The organism is Pseudomonas sp. ES1 (genome assembly GCF_050586605.1).
GTDB classification, from domain to species: domain Bacteria; phylum Pseudomonadota; class Gammaproteobacteria; order Pseudomonadales; family Pseudomonadaceae; genus Aquipseudomonas; species Aquipseudomonas sichuanensis.
In genome coordinates, this window is record NZ_JBOBDM010000025.1 from 1 (window position 1) to 16,650 (window position 16,650).

Annotated in this window: 11 protein-coding genes and 1 pseudogene; 5 read left to right on the plus strand and 7 right to left on the minus strand. The window is 66.0% G+C overall.

Annotated features, from left to right (window positions below):
• Window positions 1–414: 414 nt before the first annotated feature.
• A complete protein-coding gene (locus tag ACQ4N9_RS12490; RefSeq protein WP_390967669.1) occupies window positions 415–1,296 on the plus strand; it encodes a DMT family transporter in 882 nt (293 codons plus the stop codon).
• Between the two features lie 36 nt (window positions 1,297–1,332).
• On the opposite strand, the gene ACQ4N9_RS12495 is transcribed toward ACQ4N9_RS12490, so the two are convergent.
• Entirely contained in the window at window positions 1,333–2,217 is an 885-nt protein-coding gene (locus ACQ4N9_RS12495) for a DMT family transporter (RefSeq protein WP_390967670.1), read from the minus strand.
• A 247-nt stretch (window positions 2,218–2,464) separates the two neighbouring features.
• Here ACQ4N9_RS12495 and aceK point away from each other — a divergent pair, with 247 nt between their 5' ends.
• Window positions 2,465–4,180, plus strand: coding sequence for a bifunctional isocitrate dehydrogenase kinase/phosphatase (gene aceK, locus ACQ4N9_RS12500; RefSeq protein ID WP_390967671.1), 1,716 nt, complete (start codon window positions 2,465–2,467; stop codon window positions 4,178–4,180).
• A 158-nt stretch (window positions 4,181–4,338) separates the two neighbouring features.
• Here aceK and ACQ4N9_RS12505 read toward each other — a convergent pair whose 3' ends face one another.
• Window positions 4,339–5,199 carry a DUF6279 family lipoprotein gene (locus tag ACQ4N9_RS12505; RefSeq protein ID WP_390967672.1) on the minus strand — a complete coding sequence of 287 codons (861 nt, stop codon included), beginning with the start codon at window positions 5,197–5,199 and terminating at the stop codon, window positions 4,339–4,341.
• 130 nt (window positions 5,200–5,329) lie between these two features.
• Between ACQ4N9_RS12505 and ACQ4N9_RS12510 the strand changes: the two genes are divergently transcribed.
• Window positions 5,330–6,166: a CvfB family protein gene (locus ACQ4N9_RS12510; RefSeq protein ID WP_110992498.1), complete on the plus strand. Its 837-nt coding sequence runs from the start codon at window positions 5,330–5,332 to the stop codon at window positions 6,164–6,166.
• Here the strand turns inward: ACQ4N9_RS12510 and ACQ4N9_RS12515 are convergent, their stop codons facing one another.
• The 5 genes and pseudogenes from ACQ4N9_RS12515 to mnmC all read right to left on the minus strand — a co-directional run bounded on the left by ACQ4N9_RS12515 (window position 6,167) and on the right by mnmC (window position 13,803).
• Window positions 6,167–6,547 carry a hypothetical protein gene (locus ACQ4N9_RS12515; RefSeq protein WP_125857797.1) on the minus strand — a complete coding sequence of 127 codons (381 nt, stop codon included), beginning with the start codon at window positions 6,545–6,547 and terminating at the stop codon, window positions 6,167–6,169.
• 246 nt (window positions 6,548–6,793) lie between these two features.
• Window positions 6,794–7,978 (minus strand): osmoprotectant NAGGN system M42 family peptidase, encoded by a 1,185-nt coding sequence (locus ACQ4N9_RS12520; protein WP_125857798.1) that lies wholly within the window; start codon window positions 7,976–7,978, stop codon window positions 6,794–6,796.
• Window positions 7,979–8,104: 126 nt separating this feature from the next.
• On the minus strand, window positions 8,105–9,850 hold the full coding sequence (gene ngg / locus ACQ4N9_RS12525) for an N-acetylglutaminylglutamine synthetase (RefSeq protein WP_390967674.1): 1,746 nt from the start codon (window positions 9,848–9,850) through the stop codon (window positions 8,105–8,107).
• Window positions 9,851–9,853: 3 nt separating this feature from the next.
• A pseudogene (locus tag ACQ4N9_RS12530) lies at window positions 9,854–11,642 on the minus strand (N-acetylglutaminylglutamine amidotransferase).
• Window positions 11,643–11,832: 190 nt separating this feature from the next.
• Window positions 11,833–13,803, minus strand: a complete 1,971-nt coding sequence (gene mnmC, locus ACQ4N9_RS12535) for a bifunctional tRNA (5-methylaminomethyl-2-thiouridine)(34)-methyltransferase MnmD/FAD-dependent 5-carboxymethylaminomethyl-2-thiouridine(34) oxidoreductase MnmC (protein WP_390967676.1) — start codon at window positions 13,801–13,803, stop codon at window positions 11,833–11,835.
• A gap of 123 nt (window positions 13,804–13,926) precedes the next feature.
• On the opposite strand from mnmC, the gene pap reads away from it, so the two are divergent.
• Together pap and ACQ4N9_RS12545 are read left to right on the plus strand one after the other, a co-directional pair.
• Entirely contained in the window at window positions 13,927–15,420 is a 1,494-nt protein-coding gene (gene pap / locus ACQ4N9_RS12540; RefSeq protein WP_125463089.1) for a polyphosphate:AMP phosphotransferase, read from the plus strand.
• A 222-nt stretch (window positions 15,421–15,642) separates the two neighbouring features.
• A complete protein-coding gene (locus tag ACQ4N9_RS12545; protein ID WP_390967677.1) occupies window positions 15,643–16,605 on the plus strand; it encodes a DMT family transporter in 963 nt (320 codons plus the stop codon).
• Window positions 16,606–16,650 lie beyond the last annotated feature (45 nt).

Genomic DNA, 16,650 nt, shown 5'->3' on the forward strand with positions numbered 1-16,650 from the left:
GGTCATTGTGGGAGCCGGCTCCCACAGTGAATCGCATCGCCCTGTGGGAGCTGGCTTGCCGGCGATGGGGCCCTGTTGCCCAGCCAAAGAATTGCCGTTATATTCCGAAACATTCACTTCTGCAGAAGACCTGCTCATGCCAGCCATCCCTTCCACCACTGCTTACGTTCTCGCGCCTGTCGCGGGCGTGGTTGTGCGTGGCAGCCAGCAGCCGGCCATGATCAGTCATTACCCACCACCACCTGTCAGTGGCGTCGTAGGCGGCGTAGCTCCGCCTCCTTGCGTGGTCGTACTGGGCTGATCGGCTTCTGGCCGCATCCCCAGCACACGCAACCTACTGAACACGGTCGGCTATCCCTCGATACGCGATAGAACCGCCCGTACGGCTTTCCTTGCCCAAACAGGTGGCAATACATGTCTGTTTTCAACAAAGCATCCGTGGCCTCGGCGGCCACTACCAGCCTGTTCGTCCTGCTGTGGAGCAGCGGGGCGATCGTCTCCAAGCTTGGCCTGGCCCAGGCCAGCCCCTTCGCCTTCCTTTTGCTGCGCTCGGCGCTGGCACTGGCCGGCCTGTTGCTGATCGGCCCGTTGCTGGGGTTGCGCTGGCCGCGTAGCCGGGGTGGAATCCTGCGAGCCCTGGGTACCGGCTGCGTGCTGCTTGGCGCGTACCAGATCTTCTACCTGCTGGCGCTGAACACCCACGTCACCCCGGGCGTCATGGCCACAGTGATGGGCGTACAGCCAATCCTCACCGTGGTCCTGATGGAACGTCAGCGCTCCTGGAGTCGGCTGTTCGGTCTCGGCTTGGGCCTCGGCGGGCTGGTGATGGTGGTCTATCAGGGCATCAACCTGGGTGGCGTCTCGTTGCTCGGGATGCTGTTCGCCTTGCTGGCGCTGGCCAGCGTGACCTGCGGCTCGATCCTGCAGAAGCGCATCACCGACAATCCCATGGGTACCTTGCCATTGCAGTACCTGGCAGGTTTTGCCCTGTGCGCGGTGTTCGCGCCGTTCCAGCCGTTGCAGGTGGCGTGGAATGCCAGCTTCCTCGGCGCGCTGCTGTGGATGGGGCTGGTGGTCTCGTTGCTGGCCACGCTGCTGCTGTACCGGCTGATTGCGCGGGGCAACCTGGTCAATGTCACCAGCCTGTTCTACCTGGTGCCGGCGGTAACGGCGGTGATGGATTTCATCATCTTCGGTAACCGCCTGGCGCCGCTCAGCCTGCTGGGCATGGGGCTGATTGTGGTCGGGCTGCTGTTTGTGTTCCGCAAGCCGGCGTTGCGTACGGCGCAGGCCTGACACCTGTGGGAGCGGCGGCGCACCGCCGCTCCCACGCTACCCAGCTGACTGCCGGGTAGGGCGCAGCACCAGCCACAGTGCCGCGCCAATCAGCATCCCGCCGTACAGGTGCGCCATCGACAGTGGCTCGTCCAGCAGCCATGCCCCCCACAGCACGCCGAACACCGGAATCAGGAAGGTCACGGTACTGGCCTTGACCGGCCCGATCTCGTCCAGCAAGCGGAAGTACAGGATGTAGGCGAACGCGGTGCACAGCAGGCCCAGGCCCAGCAGTGACAACCATACCTGCCAGCCACCCCAGCTGGCTGGTGGTTGGGTGAGGGCGCTCCAGGCGAACAGCGGGCTGAGCAGCAGCGTCGCGCCGAGCATGCTGCCCAGGGCCGACAGGCGGCTGTCCAGGCCGCTGATCCAGCGCCGCGCGAGGAAGCCGGCAAAGCCATAGCAGGTGGTTGCCGCCAGGCACGCCAGAGCGCCTTGCAGCAGGGCCAGGTCCAGCGCCGCAGGCCCTGCGCCGCTAAGGATGCCGACACCGAACAGGCCCAGGAATATCCCGCACAGCTTGGCCAGGGTCATAGGTTCACGGAAGCACAGCGCGCCGATCAGCACGCCCATCAGTGGCGTGGTGGCGTTGAAGATCGCCGAATAGCCGGCCGGCAGTACCTGCGCCGCCACCGAATAGAAGGTCGCCGGGATGCCGGAGTTGATCATGCCCAGCACCAGGCAGGCGCCCAGCTTGCCGTTGAAGTCCCAGCGCACCCGGGTAGCGGCGAGGATCGCGATCAGCCCAAGGCAGGCGATCGACACCCGGAAGAATGCGGTCGGCACGGTGCCGAGTTCCGGGGCGATGATGCGCATGAACAGGAAACTCGCCCCCCAGACAGCGGCAAGGGTCAGCAGGCGGGCTAGGGCGATGGGGCTCACGGGGGTCTCCGGCAGTGGGGCAGGGGCGCGAGTGTACGTCACGGGCCTTGGCGATTCTTGTGCTTTCTTGCGGTGTAAAACCCTGAGGGCCTCATCGCCGGCAAGCCGGCTCCCACAATGGCCGCCGACTTCCTGTGGGAGTTGCGGTTCGCCGCTGCGACTTGCCAGCGATGAGGCCCTGGCAGGCCACACACTGGCCAGGGGCCGGCTAAGCTCTTGCGATGCCCACTGCACAGAGCCCCCGCGCATGACCCAACCCTGGCCCGCTGCCGATATCGCCCGCGTGATCCTCGAGGGCTTCGACGACTACCGCGAGCACTTTCGCCGCATCACCCTGGGCGCCCGCGAGCGTTTCGAGCAGGCGCGCTGGCAGGACATCCAGCAGGCGGCAGCGGCCCGTATCAACCTCTACGAAGAAAAGGTCGCCGAGGCCAACGGCAGGTTGCGCCAAGGGTTCGAGGCGCCGGTGCTGCTGGACGTTGAGCAGTGGCCGCTGGTGAAGAACGCTTACATCCGCCTTATTGACCCGCGCCTGGACGATGAACTGTCGGAGACCTGGTACAACTCGCTGTTCTGCAGCCTGTTCAGCCATGACCAGATCAGCGACGGCTGCATGTTCATCCACACCACCCGGCCTTCGATGCGCAGCCACGAGCGCGCGGCGCAAACCTGTACTTACCCGCTCCAGGGTGGGCTGAAGGGGTTGCTGCGGGCGATCTTCGCCGATTATGCATTCAACGAGCCCTACGGTGACCTGGAGGGCGACCTGACACGCCTGGAGCAGCAACTGCGCGAGAGCCTGCCCGACTGGGTGTGCAAGGACCCGGCGCTGGCCGTGGAGCTGTTCACCCCGGTGCTGTACCGCAACAAGGGCGCCTACCTGGTCGGGCGCCTGCACACGGTCGACGAGCAATGGCCGCTGGTGATCCCGCTGCTGCACCGCGAAGGGCATGGCATCGAGGCCGACGCGCTGATCACCGACGAGGCCGAGGTGTCGATCATCTTCTCCTTCACCCGCTCGTACTTCATGGTCGATGTGCCGGTACCGGCGGAGTTCGTCAACTTTCTCAAGCGCATCCTGCCGGGCAAGCATATCGCCGAGCTGTACACCTCGATCGGCTTCTACAAACACGGCAAGTCGGAGTTCTACCGCGCGCTGATCGGCCACCTGGCGCGCAGCGATGACCGTTTCATCATGGCCCCGGGGGTACGGGGGATGGTGATGAGCGTGTTCACCCTGCCGGGCTTCAACACGGTGTTCAAGATCATCAAGGACCGCTTTTCGCCCTCAAAGACCGTTGACCGTGCCACGGTGATCGACAAATACCGCTTGGTGAAAAGCGTCGATCGCGTCGGGCGCATGGCCGATACCCAGGAGTTCGCCGATTTTCGCTTTCCGCAGGCCAAGTTCGACCCCGAGTGCCTGGCCGAGCTATTGGAGGTGGCGCCTTCCACCGTAACGCTGGAAGGTGACACGGTATTGATCCGCCACTGCTGGACCGAGCGGCGCATGACCCCGCTCAACCTGTACCTGGAGCAGGCCAGCGAGGCGCAGGTGCTGGAGGCGCTGGAGGATTACGGGCTGGCGATCAAGCAACTGGCGGCGGCCAATATCTTCCCCGGCGACATGCTGCTGAAGAACTTCGGTGTCACCCGCCATGGCCGGGTGGTGTTCTACGACTACGACGAAATCTGTTTCCTTACCGAGGTCAACTTCCGCCATATCCCGCCACCGCGCTATCCGGAGGACGAAATGTCCGGCGAGCCGTGGTATTCGATCGGCCCACACGACGTGTTCCCCGAGGAGTTCCCCCCGTTCCTGTTCGCTGATATGGGCCAGCGGCGTTTGTTCAGCCGCTTGCATGGCGAGCTGTATGACGCCGATTACTGGAAGGGGCTGCAGGAGGCTATCCGGGCGGGGAAGGTGATCGATGTGTTCCCGTACCGGCGCAAGGTGCGCTGACAAGGGGAGCTGTGGGAGCGGGTTTACCCGAAGTTGACGACTCGGTGCCTGGCACGGGCTATGCCCGTGTTCGCGGGTAAACCCGCTCCCACAGGGAAAGCACGGGCTTTTCAGCATCTGAGCAAGACAGTTGCTCCCACGAGGTCCAGGCGCCTGATTTACCCTTTCAGGCACTTCAACTCACTGAAATCCGTGCGCACCTTGTTCAATTTCTGCTGCAGGAATTGCCGCTGCGCCGGGCTGCTCTGTTTCATCAGGTCCACCAGCAGGCTGCGTGCCTGCTGCTCGCTGTTCTGGAAGGCCTGACGGTACTCCGGCGTCCACAGGCTCTCCTTGCGCTGCAGCAACTGTGCAAGGCGTGGCTCGAAACCGGGAGAGGCGCGTTGCTCCATCGCCAGCGCCAGTTGCTGCTGCCAGTGGGCGCGGTTGGCGATTGCGCTGCGGTTCTGGTCGCCCAAGGCCTGTGACCAGCTCATCACCCGCAGGCGTTGCTCAGGGGTCAGTTCGCCAAGCCAGGGTTCAAGGCGTTTTTCCATGCGCGTGGCGCGTTGTGCGACCTGTTTGGGCAGCGACGTCTGGGCATAGGCTTGCCGGCGTTTGTCGATGTCTTGGCGAAACGCCTGGCGCATCTCGGCCACCTGGGCGTCGCTCATGCCACGCAGCAGCTCGCTGGCGGAGGGGGTGATCTGCTCGGCGACCCGCCCGATCGCCTGGCGTGCCTCGGCAGTGCGCTGTTGCAGGGTCGCATCGGTGACGGTATCGCTGGCGACCATCCCTTGCACCCGGTCGAGCCAGTCGAGGTAGCCAGGCAGTTGGGTCCGGCAGTGCCAGGCCAGTTGCTCCTTGAGCCGTTCGTCGAGCAGGCGCTTCTGTTCGCGGTTCATGTCCAGGTAGTCGCCCAGCGACCACGGCACCAGGCGGTCGAGGTTGCGGTAGGCCAGGTCGATGCGGTTGCAGGCCGCCAGCACCAGGGCCAGGGCAACGACCATGAACAGGGCTTTGGTCAGGCGTACAGGCATGAGCGAATCCTTGCAGGGACTGGCCAGGCGGTAGACGCAAAGGGCGCGCGGCGGTTCCGGCGCATGTGCGCTCGGGCGGCCGGGCGGGTCAGGTGTTAGAATAGCCGCCTTGTCTTGAGGATCTTCACAAATGGCTCTGCTTGGGCGCTACAACAGTTTGCAAATCGTGAAACACGTGGAATTCGGCCTGTACCTGGACGGCGGCGCCGATGGCGAAATCCTGCTGCCACGGCGCTACTTCCCCAAGGGCGCAGAGCTGGAACTCGATGACTGGCTCAACGTGTTCATCTACCTGGACAGCGAAGACCAGCTGATCGCCACCACCGAGAAGCCGAAAATGCAGGTGGGCGAGTTCGCCAGCCTCAAGGTCAAGGACATCAACGGCGCGGGCATCTTCCTCGACTGGGGCCTGTCCAAGGACCTGCTGATGCCGTACTCGGAAGAGTCGCGGCCGCTGAAAATCGGCGACTACTGCGTGGTCCACGCCTACCTGGACAAGCGCACCCGCCGCATCACCGCCACCGCCAAGCTGGATCGCTACCTGGACAACGCCCCGGTCGACTACAAGGTCGGCCAGCCGGTCGAGCTGCTGGTGGCCGGTGAGACGCCGATGGGTTTCAAGGCGATCATCAATAATCGCCACTGGGGCCTGATCCACAAGAACGAGGTGTTCAAGTTCCTGCGTTCAGGCATGCACGAGAAGGGCTTCATCAAGGAAGTGCGCCACGACGGCAAGATCGCCCTGAGCCTGCAGCCGGTGGGCGAAGCCCTGGCCGACGGCCTGCAAGAGCAGATCATGCAGCGCCTGGAAGCGGCCGGTGGCGTGCTGCCGGTGTGCGACAAGAGCGACCCGGCGGTGATCAGCCAGATGTTCAACGTCAGCAAGGGCAACTTCAAGAAGGCCATCGGCGCGTTGTTCAAGCAGGGCAAGATCGTCATCCATGACGACCGGATCGAGCGGGCCTGATCAGGCCTGCACGAAGGTGCGGAAATCCAGTTGCTCGCCACCCGGGCGGGTGTCGCGCAGCAGCGAATCGCGGTCGGCGCTCAGCGCCAGGCTGATGGTGGAGCGGCGCTTGCCGGGGTGGCGCACTTCCATCTGCTCCTGGTGAGCGCGGAGGAAGTTGACCGGCACCTTCAGGTGCTGCAGTTCGTCGGTTTCCGGGGTGTGCAGCAACAGGTTGACCCAGTCGGGCTGGCCTTTGCGCAGCAGTGCCACCGGCACTTCGAACCACCACAGGTTGCGCTTGGTGTCGAGGATGGCGAACAGGGTGTTGTCGCTGTCGAGTACCGGGCGGGCCAGCGCTTCGTTGCGGCGGGCGATGGCGGTGGGTTTGTTGATTTTCATGCAGGGTCCTGCGGATTGACGCCAGAAAGGCCTGACATTGTGCGGGGTGGCGCAGGGCGGGGCAAGGTGCGCGATGCGCATTGGCCGCTCCGGCAGTGGGTGTGCAAGTCCACTTAGTGGGCGCAACTGTCTTGTATTGCCTGCACTGGCCTCATCGCTGGCAAGCCAGCTCCCACATTAAGGATGGCGCGGTCCATGTGGGAGCCGGCTTGCCGGCGATGATGCCCGTACAGACGCCACAAAACCTCAACCCTTGTTACCCACCAGGCTGTCCACCGCCGGCACCCGGGTGTCGCTTTCCATCTGCGCATCGTGCTCCAGCTGGTGGCTGAAGCGCTCCAGCGAGGCGTTGGCCGGCTGCGAATCGCTGGCGAACACCGGCGGGCTCAACAGGTAGCCGCAGAGCAGCCGGCTGAGGGCCGCCAGGCTGTCGATATGGGTGCGCTCGTAGCCATGGGTGGCATCGCAACCGAAGGCCACCAGGGCGGTGCGGATGTCGTGGCCGGCGGTCACCGCCGAATGGGCGTCGCTGAAGTAGTAGCGGAACAGGTCGCGGCGCACCGGCAGGCCCTGGTCGCCAGCCAGCTTGAGCAGGTGGCGCGACAGGTGGTAGTCGTAGGGCCCGGACGAGTCCTGCATGGCCACGCTCACCGCATGTTCGCTGGAGGCCTGGCCGGGGGCCACCGGAGCGATGTCGATACCGACGAACTCGCTGACATCCCAGGGCAGGGCGGCGGCAGCGCCCGAGCCGGTTTCCTCGGTGATGGTGAACAGCGGGTGGCAGTCGATCAATGGCTGCCGGCCGCTTTCCACCACCGCCTTGAGCGCTGCCAGCAGCGCCGCCACGCCGGCCTTGTCGTCCAGGTGACGGGCGCTGATATGGCCGCTTTCGGTGAACTCCGGCAGCGGGTCGAAGGCGACGAAATCACCGATGGCTATCCCCAGCGCCTCGCAGTCGGCGCGGGTGGTGCAGTAGGCGTCCAGGCGCACTTCCACGTGTTCCCAACTGATCGGCATCTGGTCGATGGCGGTGTTGAAGGCGTGCCCGCTGGCCATCAGCGGCAGCACGCTGCCGCGGTACACGCCGGTATCGGTGAACACGCTGACCCGGCTGCCTTCGGCGAAGCGGCTCGACCAGCAGCCCACGGCCGCCAGCGCCAGCCGGCCGTTGTCCTGCAGCTGGCGCACGCTGGCGCCGATGGTGTCCAGGTGCGCGCTGACGGCTCGGTCCGGCGAGCTCTGTCGGCCCTTGAGCGTGGCGCGGATGGTGCCGCGGCGGGTCAGTTCGAAGGGGATGCCCAGTTCGTCCAGGCGTTCGGCGACATAGCGCACGATGGTGTCGGTGAAACCGGTGGGGCTGGGGATGGCGAGCATTTCCAGCAGGACTTTCTTCAGGTAGTCGAGATCGGGTTCGGGGTGTCGTTCAGTCATGGGTACTCCTTGGTTCCTGTGCCGGCCTCTTCGCGGGTAAACCCGCTCCCACAGGGATTTCACTCTCCTTGAAGGCGGCGCTGCACCTGTGGGAGCGGGTTTACCCGCGAAGAGGCCTTTGCAGGCTTACGCTGGCGCGCGGCTATGGGCGAACAGCAAATCGACAAAACGCTCAGCCGTGGGCTGCGGTTCATGGTTGGCCAGCCCCGCGCGTTCATTGGCCTCGATGATCACGTAATCCGGCTGCTCGGCATCACGCACCATGAAGTCGAGCCCCACCACCGGGATTTCCAGCGCCCGCGCAGCCCGCACAGCGGCATCGGCCAGCACCGGGTGCAGGCGTTCGGTCACGTCTTCCAACGTTCCCCCGGTGTGCAGGTTGGCGGTGCGTCGCACGGCCAGGCGCTGGCCGGCCGGCAGTACATGGTCGTAGCCAACGCCCGCCGCCTTGAGCGTGCGTTCGGTCTCGTCATCGAGCGGGATGCGGCTCTCGCCGCCGGTGGCGGCCTGGCGCCGACGGCTCTGGGCCTCGATCAGCGCGCGCAGGCTGTGCTTGCCGTCGCCGATCACCTGGGCCGGGTGGCGGATGGCCGCGGCCACCACCTCGTAGCCGATCACCAGGATGCGCAGGTCGCTGCCCGGGTGAAAGCTTTCCAGCAGCACGCGGCTGTCGAAGCGCCGGGCTTGTTCCACCGCCTGGCCGACGTCGTCGATGCAGGTCAGGTTCACGGCCACGCCCTGGCCTTGCTCACCGTCCACCGGCTTGACCACCACCGCGCCATGCTCGTCGAGAAACGCCAGATTGTCGTCGGCGTTGCCTGCCAGTTGCTGCGCCGGCACCTGCAGGCCGGCGTCGTGCAGCACCTGGCGGGTCAGGCGCTTGTCCTGGCACAGGGTCATGCTCACGGCACTGGTCAGGTCGCTGAGCGACTCGCGGCAGCGGATGCGTCGGCCGCCCAGGCTCAGGGTGAACAGCCCGGCGGCGGCATCGTCCACCTGCACCTCGATGCCGCGGCGCAACGCTTCGTCGACGATGATCCGCGCATAGGGGTTGAGCCCGGCCTCGGGGCCGGGGCCCAGGAACAGCGGCTGGTTGATGCCGTTCCTGCGCTTGACCGCGAAGGTCGGCAGGTTGCGAAACCCCAGCTTCTGGTACAGGCGCTTGGCCTGGCGGTTGTCGTGCAGCACCGACAGGTCGAGGCAGGCCAGCCCGCGGCTCATGAAGTGTTCGATCAGGTGGCGCACCAGCACCTCGCCGACGCCGGGGCGGGTGCAGTGTGGATCGACCGCCAGGCACCACAGGCTGCTGCCGTGTTCGGGGTCGTCGAAGGCCTTGCTGTGGTTCAGGCCCATGACGCTGCCGATCACCGCGTGGCTGTCTTCGTCCTCGGCCAGCCAGTACACCGGGCCACCGAGGTGGTGCGGGGTCAGCAGGCCGGGGTCCAGCGCCAGCATGCCGCGGGCCTGGTACAGCGCGTTGACCGCCTGCCAGTCCGCCGGGCTCTGCGCACGGCGAATGCGAAAGCCACGGAACACCCGCTGCGCCGGGCGGTAGTCGGTGAACCACAGGCGCAGGGTGTCGGACGGGTCGAGGAACAGTTGCTGTGGCGCCTGGGCCAGCACCTGCTGCGGCGCGGCCACGTACAGGGCGATGTCGCGTTCGCCGGCACGCTCTTGCAGCAGGGCGTCGGCCAGGCTGGCCGGGTCGGGGTAGGTGTGCCCGATCAGCAGGCGGCCCCAGCCACAGTGCACTGCGCGGGGTTGGTCGTGGGGCTCGCTGCCGTCACCGGCCAGGCGCGCCTGCAGGCGTTCGTAGGACGGCGCCTGGCCGCGCAACAGGCGCTGGCCGTAGGCGATTTCGTGGGCTTTCATCGATCAGATTCCTTGTTCGCTGAGCCACAGGTTCAGCGCTGCCAGCTGCCACAGCTTGGAGCCGCGCAACGGGGTGAGCTGGCCATGGGGGTTGCTCAGCAGGCGGTCGAGCATCGCCGGGTTGAACAGGCCGCGGTCCTGGCTGGGGGTCGGTCAGCAGCTCGCGCACCCAGCCCAGGGTCGCGCCCTCCAGGTGCTTGAGCCCAGGCACCGGGAAGTAGCCCTTCTTGCGGTCGATCACTTCGTGGGGGATGACCCGCCGCGCCGCCTGCTTGAGCACCTGCTTGCCGCCATCGGGCAGCTTGAAGCGCGCCGGGATGCGCGCCGACAGCTCGACCAGGCGGTAGTCGAGGAACGGGGTGCGCGCCTCCAGGCCCCAGGCCATGGTCATGTTGTCCACCCGTTTGACCGGGTCGTCGACCAGCATCACCGTGCTGTCCAGGCGCAGTGCCTTGTCCACCGCGTCCGGCGCGCCAGGGCGGGCGAAGTGCTCGCGGACGAAGTCGCCAGCGGCGTCGTTGTCCAGCAGCCAGGGGGCCTGCACGGTGTCGCGGTATTCGCCGTGGCTGCGGTCGAAGAAGGCTTCGCGGTAGGCCGCGAACGGGTCCTGCGCGCCATCCACCTGCGGGTACCAGTGGTAGCCGGCGAATAGCTCGTCGGCGCCCTGGCCGCTCTGCACGCCCTTGCAGTGCTTGGCCACTTCCCGCGACAACAGATAGAAGGCGATGCAGTCATGGCTGACCATCGGTTCGCTCATGGCCCGGAACGCCGCCGGCAGCTGCTCGATGATCTCGTGCTCGGCGATGCGCAACTGGTGGTGACGGGTGCCGTAATGGCGGGCGATCAGGTCGGAGTACTGGAATTCGTCGCCGCGCTCGCCACCGGCATCCTCGAAACCGATGGAAAAGGTCGACAGGTCGTCGACCCCGGCTTCACGCAGCAGGCCGACCAGCAGGCTCGAATCGACCCCGCCGGACAACAGCACGCCAACGTCCACCGCCGCGCGCTGGCGGATCGCCACGGCGTCGCGGGTGGCGTCGAGCACCCGGCTGGTCCAGCCTTCCAGGTCCAGTTCCTGCTCGTCGGGGTTGGCCCCGTAGTGCAGTCGCCACCAAGTCTGGCGCTCGACTTCGCCGTGGCGGTCGATGCGCATCCAGGTGCCGGGTTCGAGCTTCTGCACGTTGGCCAGCAGGGTGCGCGGCGCCGGTACCACGGCGTGGAAGTTGAGGTAGTGGTTGAGCGCCACCGGGTCGAGCACAGGGTCGATGTCGCCGCCCTTGAGCAGCGCCGGCAGCGTCGAGGCGAAGCGCAGGCGTTCGCCGTTGCGCGACAGGTACAGCGGCTTGACGCCGAGTCGGTCGCGGGCGAGGAACAGGCGCTGGTTGTCGCGTTCCCAGATGGCCAGGGCGAACATGCCGTTGAGCTTGGGCAGCAGCGCTGCGCCCCAGGCGTGGTAGCCCTTGAGCAGCACCTCGGTGTCGCCATCGGAGTGGAAGCGGTAGCCCAGCGCCTGCAGTTCCTCGCGCAGCTCGGGGAAGTTGTAGATGGCGCCGTTGAAGGCCAGGGCCAGGCCGAGGGGGTTGTCGACCATCGGCTGCGCCGAGTTGTCGGACAGGTCCATGATCTTCAGCCGGCGGTGGCCGAGGGCGATCGGGCCCTGGCTATGGAAGCCCCAGGCGTCCGGGCCGCGGGGCGCCAGATGGTGGGTGATGCGCTCCACGGCGGCGAGGTCCGCCGGGCGAGGGGCTTGGTCGAAGGGGGTGAAACGTAACTCTCCTGCTAATCCGCACATAAGTCCTTACCGGTTTTGCCGTTGGGGAAGGTGCCCAAAAATCGGGGCACTTAGGTAGGGACCGGGGTGGGTTGTGAGAGTTTTAGATCAATCTGTTATATGGCCTGGGTGGCCATCGCGGGGCAAGCCCGCTCCCACGATAGCGTGGGAGCGGCGGTGCGCCGATGCGACTTGCCCCGCGATGCTTTGGTTATTTACCGCGAATCAACCGGCGCAACGCGAACCTGTTCGGGTGGCAGGCCTCGGCCACGGCTCGGGGCACCGGCAACGGCTCACCACTGGCCCACGCCGCAATCAGCTCCCCAGACAGCGGTGCGGTGATCAACCCACGCGAGCCATGCCCGCTGTTCACATACAGCCCCTCCAGCCACGGGCAAGCGATATCCGGCACCTGCCGCGCGTCCCTGGCCAGCGCGGCATAGGCCTCATTGAACGCCTCGGTGTCCGCCACCGGCCCGACGATGGGCAGGTAGTCCGGGCTGGTGCAACGGAACGCCGCGCGACCTTGCAGTTGCTCGATATCGAGCTTGCCGACGGCCAATCGCTCGGCCAGGTCAGTGGAAATCTCGTCCAGCAGCGCCAGGTTGCCCTTGTGCTCGGCGAGGGTGGGTGTGGTGTCCTGGCTGTGGAAGTCGAAGCTGGCGCCCAGGGTGTGCTCATCGCCACGTGGCGGCGCCACATAGCCTTCGGCGCACACCACCGTTTGCAACGCCCGGCTGGCCTCGGTGGCCGGCAAGCGGGTGATCTGCCCGCGAATGCGCTTGAGCGGCAGCCCGGCGCAGGCCGGGAAGTTGCGTACCTCGGCGGCACCGGCCAGCACCACCAGCGGCGCGCTGGCCAGCAGGCGTTCGCCGTCCCAGGCTTGCCACAGGCCATCGGCCTTGCGCAGTTCGAGCACATTGGCGTGGCTCAGCAGGCGGATACGCGGATGGTCGAGTTGCGCCTGGCACAGCGCGGGCGGATGCACCCAGCCACCTTCGGGGTAGAACAGGCCGCCAGCGGGCAGGGCAACGCCGGCGACGGCTTGGGCCTGGTCGCGGTCCAGTACCCGCAGCAGGCTGGTGTCGAACGCAGCCGCCAGTTTGGCCTGGCGCTCGGCCTCTTTGTCGTCGAAGGCCAGTTGCAATACCCCGCAGCCATCCCAGGCTTGGCCGCGTTGCAGGCGCTGCAGCCAGCGGCGGGTGTAGCCAAAGCCGGCAAGGATCATCTGCGACAGCGCCGTGCCATGGGCGGACAGCTTGAGGTAGAGCACGCCTTGCGGGTTGCCCGAGGCTTCCTGTGCCGGGCCGTCGTGGCGTTCCAGCACGCTGACTTGCCAGCCGCGTGCGGCCAGGCTGGCGGCCGTGGCACTGCCGGCCAGGCCGGCGCCGATCACCAGGGCTTCGCGCGGGCCGGGTGGTGCGGCCGGGCGGGCGTACCAAGGGGCGGGCAGGGCGGCCGGTTCAGCGCTGTAGTGGCCATGCATCACCTCCCATTTCTTGCCCAGCCCCGGCACCTTCTTCATGGTGAAGCCGGCATCGACCAGCGACCGGCGAACCCAGCCGGTGGTGGTGAAGGTGCCGAGGGTGGTGCCGGCGTGCGACAGGCGTGCCAGCTGGGCGAACAGCTCGGGGGTCCACATGTCCGGGTTTTTCGCCGGGGCGAAGCCGTCGAGGAACCAGGCATCGATGCGCGCGTCGAGCTGCGGCAACTGCTCCAGGGCATCGCCGATCATCAGCGTCAGGGTCACCCGGCCGCCATCGAGGCTGAACTGCTGGAAGCCTGGGTGGATGGCCACGTACTGCTCGAGCAGCGGGCCGGTGAACGCCGCGAACTGTGGCCACAGCTGCATGGCCCGCGCCAGGTCGTCACGGGTCAGCGGGTACTTTTCGACACTGACGAAATGCAGGCGGGCATCGGCATGGGCCAGTTCGGCGAACAGTTGCCAGGCACAGAAAAAATTCATGCCGGTGCCGAAGCCGGTCTCGCCGATCACCAGGCAGGCGTGTGGCGGCAGTTCGGCGAAGCGTTGACGCAGGCGGTTCTGCTCGATGAACACATGCACGGTTTCGTCGATGCCATCTTCCCTGGAGAAATACACATCGTCGTATTGGCGCGAGTGGGGGCGGCCCTGTTCGTCCCAGTCGATCTGGGCATGCAGGGAGAGGGGTGAGTCAGACATGGTCGTATTAAGCCGCAAGTTGCAAGCTTCAAGCTGCAAGATAAAAGCGGATAGTCGCACGCGCCGCTTTTTCTTGCAGCTTGAAGCTTGTAGCTTGTAGCTGATCCATTGAAGGAGCCCAGCATGTTCGAATCCGCGGAAATCGGTCACAGCATCGACAAGGACACCTACGAGGCCGAAGTGCCCGCCCTGCGCGAGGCGTTGCTCGAAGCCCAGTACGACCTCAAGCAGCAGGGGCGCTTCCCGGTGATCGTGCTGATCAACGGCATCGAGGGCGCCGGCAAGGGCGAGACGGTCAAGCTGCTCAACGAGTGGATGGACCCGCGCCTGATCGAGGTGCGCACCTTCGACCAGCAGACTGACGAAGAGCTGGCCCGCCCGCCGGCCTGGCGCTACTGGCGGGCCCTGCCGCCGAAAGGGCGCATGGGCGTGTTCTTCGGCAACTGGTACAGCCAGATGCTCGAAGGTCGGGTGCATGGCCAGTTCAAGGACGCCGTGCTCGATCAGGCCATCGCCGGGGCCGAGCGCCTGGAGCAGATGCTCTGCGACGAAGGCGCGCTGATCATCAAGTTCTGGTTCCACCTGTCCAAGAAGCAGATGAAGGCGCGGCTCAAGGCGTTGAAGGACGACCCGCTGCACAACTGGCGCATCAGCCCGCTGGACTGGCAGCAATCGGAAACCTACGACCGCTTCGTGCGCTTTGGCGAGCGCGTGCTGCGCCGCACCAGCCGCGACTATGCGCCCTGGCATGTGGTCGAAGGCTTCGACCCGCATTACCGCAGCCTGGCGGTGGGGCGCATCCTGCTGGAAAGCCTGCAGGCTGCGCTGGCCAACAACCCCAAGGGCAAGCATCAGGGCAATGTGGCGCCGCTTGGGCGCGCCATCGACCAAAAGAGCCTGCTCGGGGCGCTGGACCTGACCTTGCGCCTGGACAAACGCGACTACGAAGAACAGCTGGTCACCGAGCAGGCGCGCCTGGCCGGCCTGCTGCGCAACAAGCACATGCGCCGGCATGCGCTGGTGGCGGTGTTCGAAGGTAATGACGCCGCGGGCAAGGGCGGGGCGATCCGTCGGGTGGCGGCGGCGCTCGACCCGCGACAGTACCGGATCGTGCCGGTGGCCGCGCCCACCGAGGAGGAGCGCGCCCAGCCTTACCTGTGGCGCTTCTGGCGGCACATTCCGGCGCGCGGCAAGTTCACCATCTTCGACCGCTCCTGGTACGGGCGGGTGCTGGTGGAGCGGGTCGAGGGCTTCTGCAGCCCGGCCGACTGGATGCGCGCCTATGGCGAGATCAACGACTTCGAGGAGCAGCTGCGCAACGCCGGGGTGGTGGTGGTCAAGTTCTGGCTGTCCATCGACCAGCAGACCCAGCTTGAGCGTTTCGAGGAGCGCGAGCAGATCCCGTTCAAACGCTACAAGATCACCGAGGAAGACTGGCGCAACCGCGACAAGTGGGACCTCTACAGCGAAGCGGTGGGCGACATGGTCGACCGCACCAGCACCGAGATCGCACCGTGGACGCTGGTGGAGGCCAACGACAAACGCTGGGCACGGGTGAAGGTGCTGCGCACCATCAATGAGGCGCTGGAAGCGGCGTTTGCCCGGCATAAGAAATGAATCAGCGGCAAGTTGCGAGCTTTAAGTTTCAAGTAAAAGCGGCTCGGCGCACGGGCCGCAATTCTTGAAGCTTGAAGCTTGAGGCTTGTAGCTTGCCGCTGGGGGGCAACCATGCCCCCCGGGAATGACCTGATGAATTCTTTTCCCGCAACCCGTCCTCGGCCCGGTGCTGCAACCCCTTAGAATCCAGTTACCCCCACCACGGGCCTGACCGAGGACACCATGCACATCACTTCCGGCCGTTGGCTTTTCGGCCTGCTGCTCGCCCTGTTGACCGCGCTGCTATGGGGCATCTTGCCCATCAAGCTCAAGCAGGTACTGCAAGTGATGGACCCGGTGACCGTCACCTGGTACCGCCTTGCGGTGTCCGGTGGGCTGCTGTTCGCCTGGCTGGCGGCCCGTCGACGCCTGCCGTCGTTCGGCCGGCTGGGCGGCAAGGGCAAACTGCTGATGCTGGTCGCCATCGGCGGGTTGCTGGGCAACTATGTGCTGTACCTGATCGGCCTGAAGCTGCTCAGCCCCGGTACCGCGCAGCTGGTGGTGCAACTGGGGCCGGTATTGTTGCTGGTGGCCAGTGTGTTCGTGTTCAAGGAGCGCTTCAGCATTGGGCAGGGCATTGGCCTGGTGGTGCTGTTGGCGGGCTTCGGGCTGTTCTTCAACCAGCGCCTGGAAGAATTGCTGACCTCGTTGGGGGCCTACACCACCGGGGTGTTGACCATCCTGTTGGCCACCAGCATCTGGGTGTTCTACGCCCTGAGCCAGAAGCAACTGCTGACGGTGTGGGGCTCGCAGCAGGTGATGATGGTGATGTACCTGGGCTGCGCCATGCTGCTGACGCCTTGGGTGCACCCACTGGAGGCCCTGCAGTTGAGCCCATTGCAGGGCTGGCTGCTGCTGGCCTGCTGCCTCAACACGCTGGTGGCCTATGGCGCCTTCGCCGAAGCCCTGGCGCACTGGGAGGCCTCGCGGGTGAGCGCGACGCTGGCGTTGACGCCTTTGGTCACTTTCATTGCGGTGGCGATCGCGGCCTGGGCCTGGCCGGAATACGTGCATGCCGAGGATATCAATGCGCTGGGGTATCTCGGGGCGGTGACGGTGGTGCTGGGGTCGGCGCTGGTGGCGTTGGGGCCATCGTTGGTGGCGGGGTGGAAGGCGCGGCGGGCGCGGGCAGTGCAGGTTCACTGAGCATCGGTGCTGGCTTCATCGCCGGCAAGCCGGCTCCTACAGGGG

Coding starts and splice junctions, on each gene's coding strand:
- ACQ4N9_RS12520 (WP_125857798.1), bottom strand. CDS start 7,978: ATGACTGAACGACACCCCGAACCCGATCTCGACTACCTGAAGAAAGTC.
- ACQ4N9_RS12545 (WP_390967677.1), top strand. CDS start 15,643: ATGCACATCACTTCCGGCCGTTGGCTTTTCGGCCTGCTGCTCGCCCTG.
- mnmC (WP_390967676.1), bottom strand. CDS start 13,803: ATGTCTGACTCACCCCTCTCCCTGCATGCCCAGATCGACTGGGACGAA.
- ACQ4N9_RS12490 (WP_390967669.1), top strand. CDS start 415: ATGTCTGTTTTCAACAAAGCATCCGTGGCCTCGGCGGCCACTACCAGC.
- ACQ4N9_RS12505 (WP_390967672.1), bottom strand. CDS start 5,199: ATGCCTGTACGCCTGACCAAAGCCCTGTTCATGGTCGTTGCCCTGGCC.
- aceK (WP_390967671.1), top strand. CDS start 2,465: ATGACCCAACCCTGGCCCGCTGCCGATATCGCCCGCGTGATCCTCGAG.
- ACQ4N9_RS12515 (WP_125857797.1), bottom strand. CDS start 6,547: ATGAAAATCAACAAACCCACCGCCATCGCCCGCCGCAACGAAGCGCTG.
- pap (WP_125463089.1), top strand. CDS start 13,927: ATGTTCGAATCCGCGGAAATCGGTCACAGCATCGACAAGGACACCTAC.
- ngg (WP_390967674.1), bottom strand. CDS start 9,850: ATGAAAGCCCACGAAATCGCCTACGGCCAGCGCCTGTTGCGCGGCCAG.
- ACQ4N9_RS12510 (WP_110992498.1), top strand. CDS start 5,330: ATGGCTCTGCTTGGGCGCTACAACAGTTTGCAAATCGTGAAACACGTG.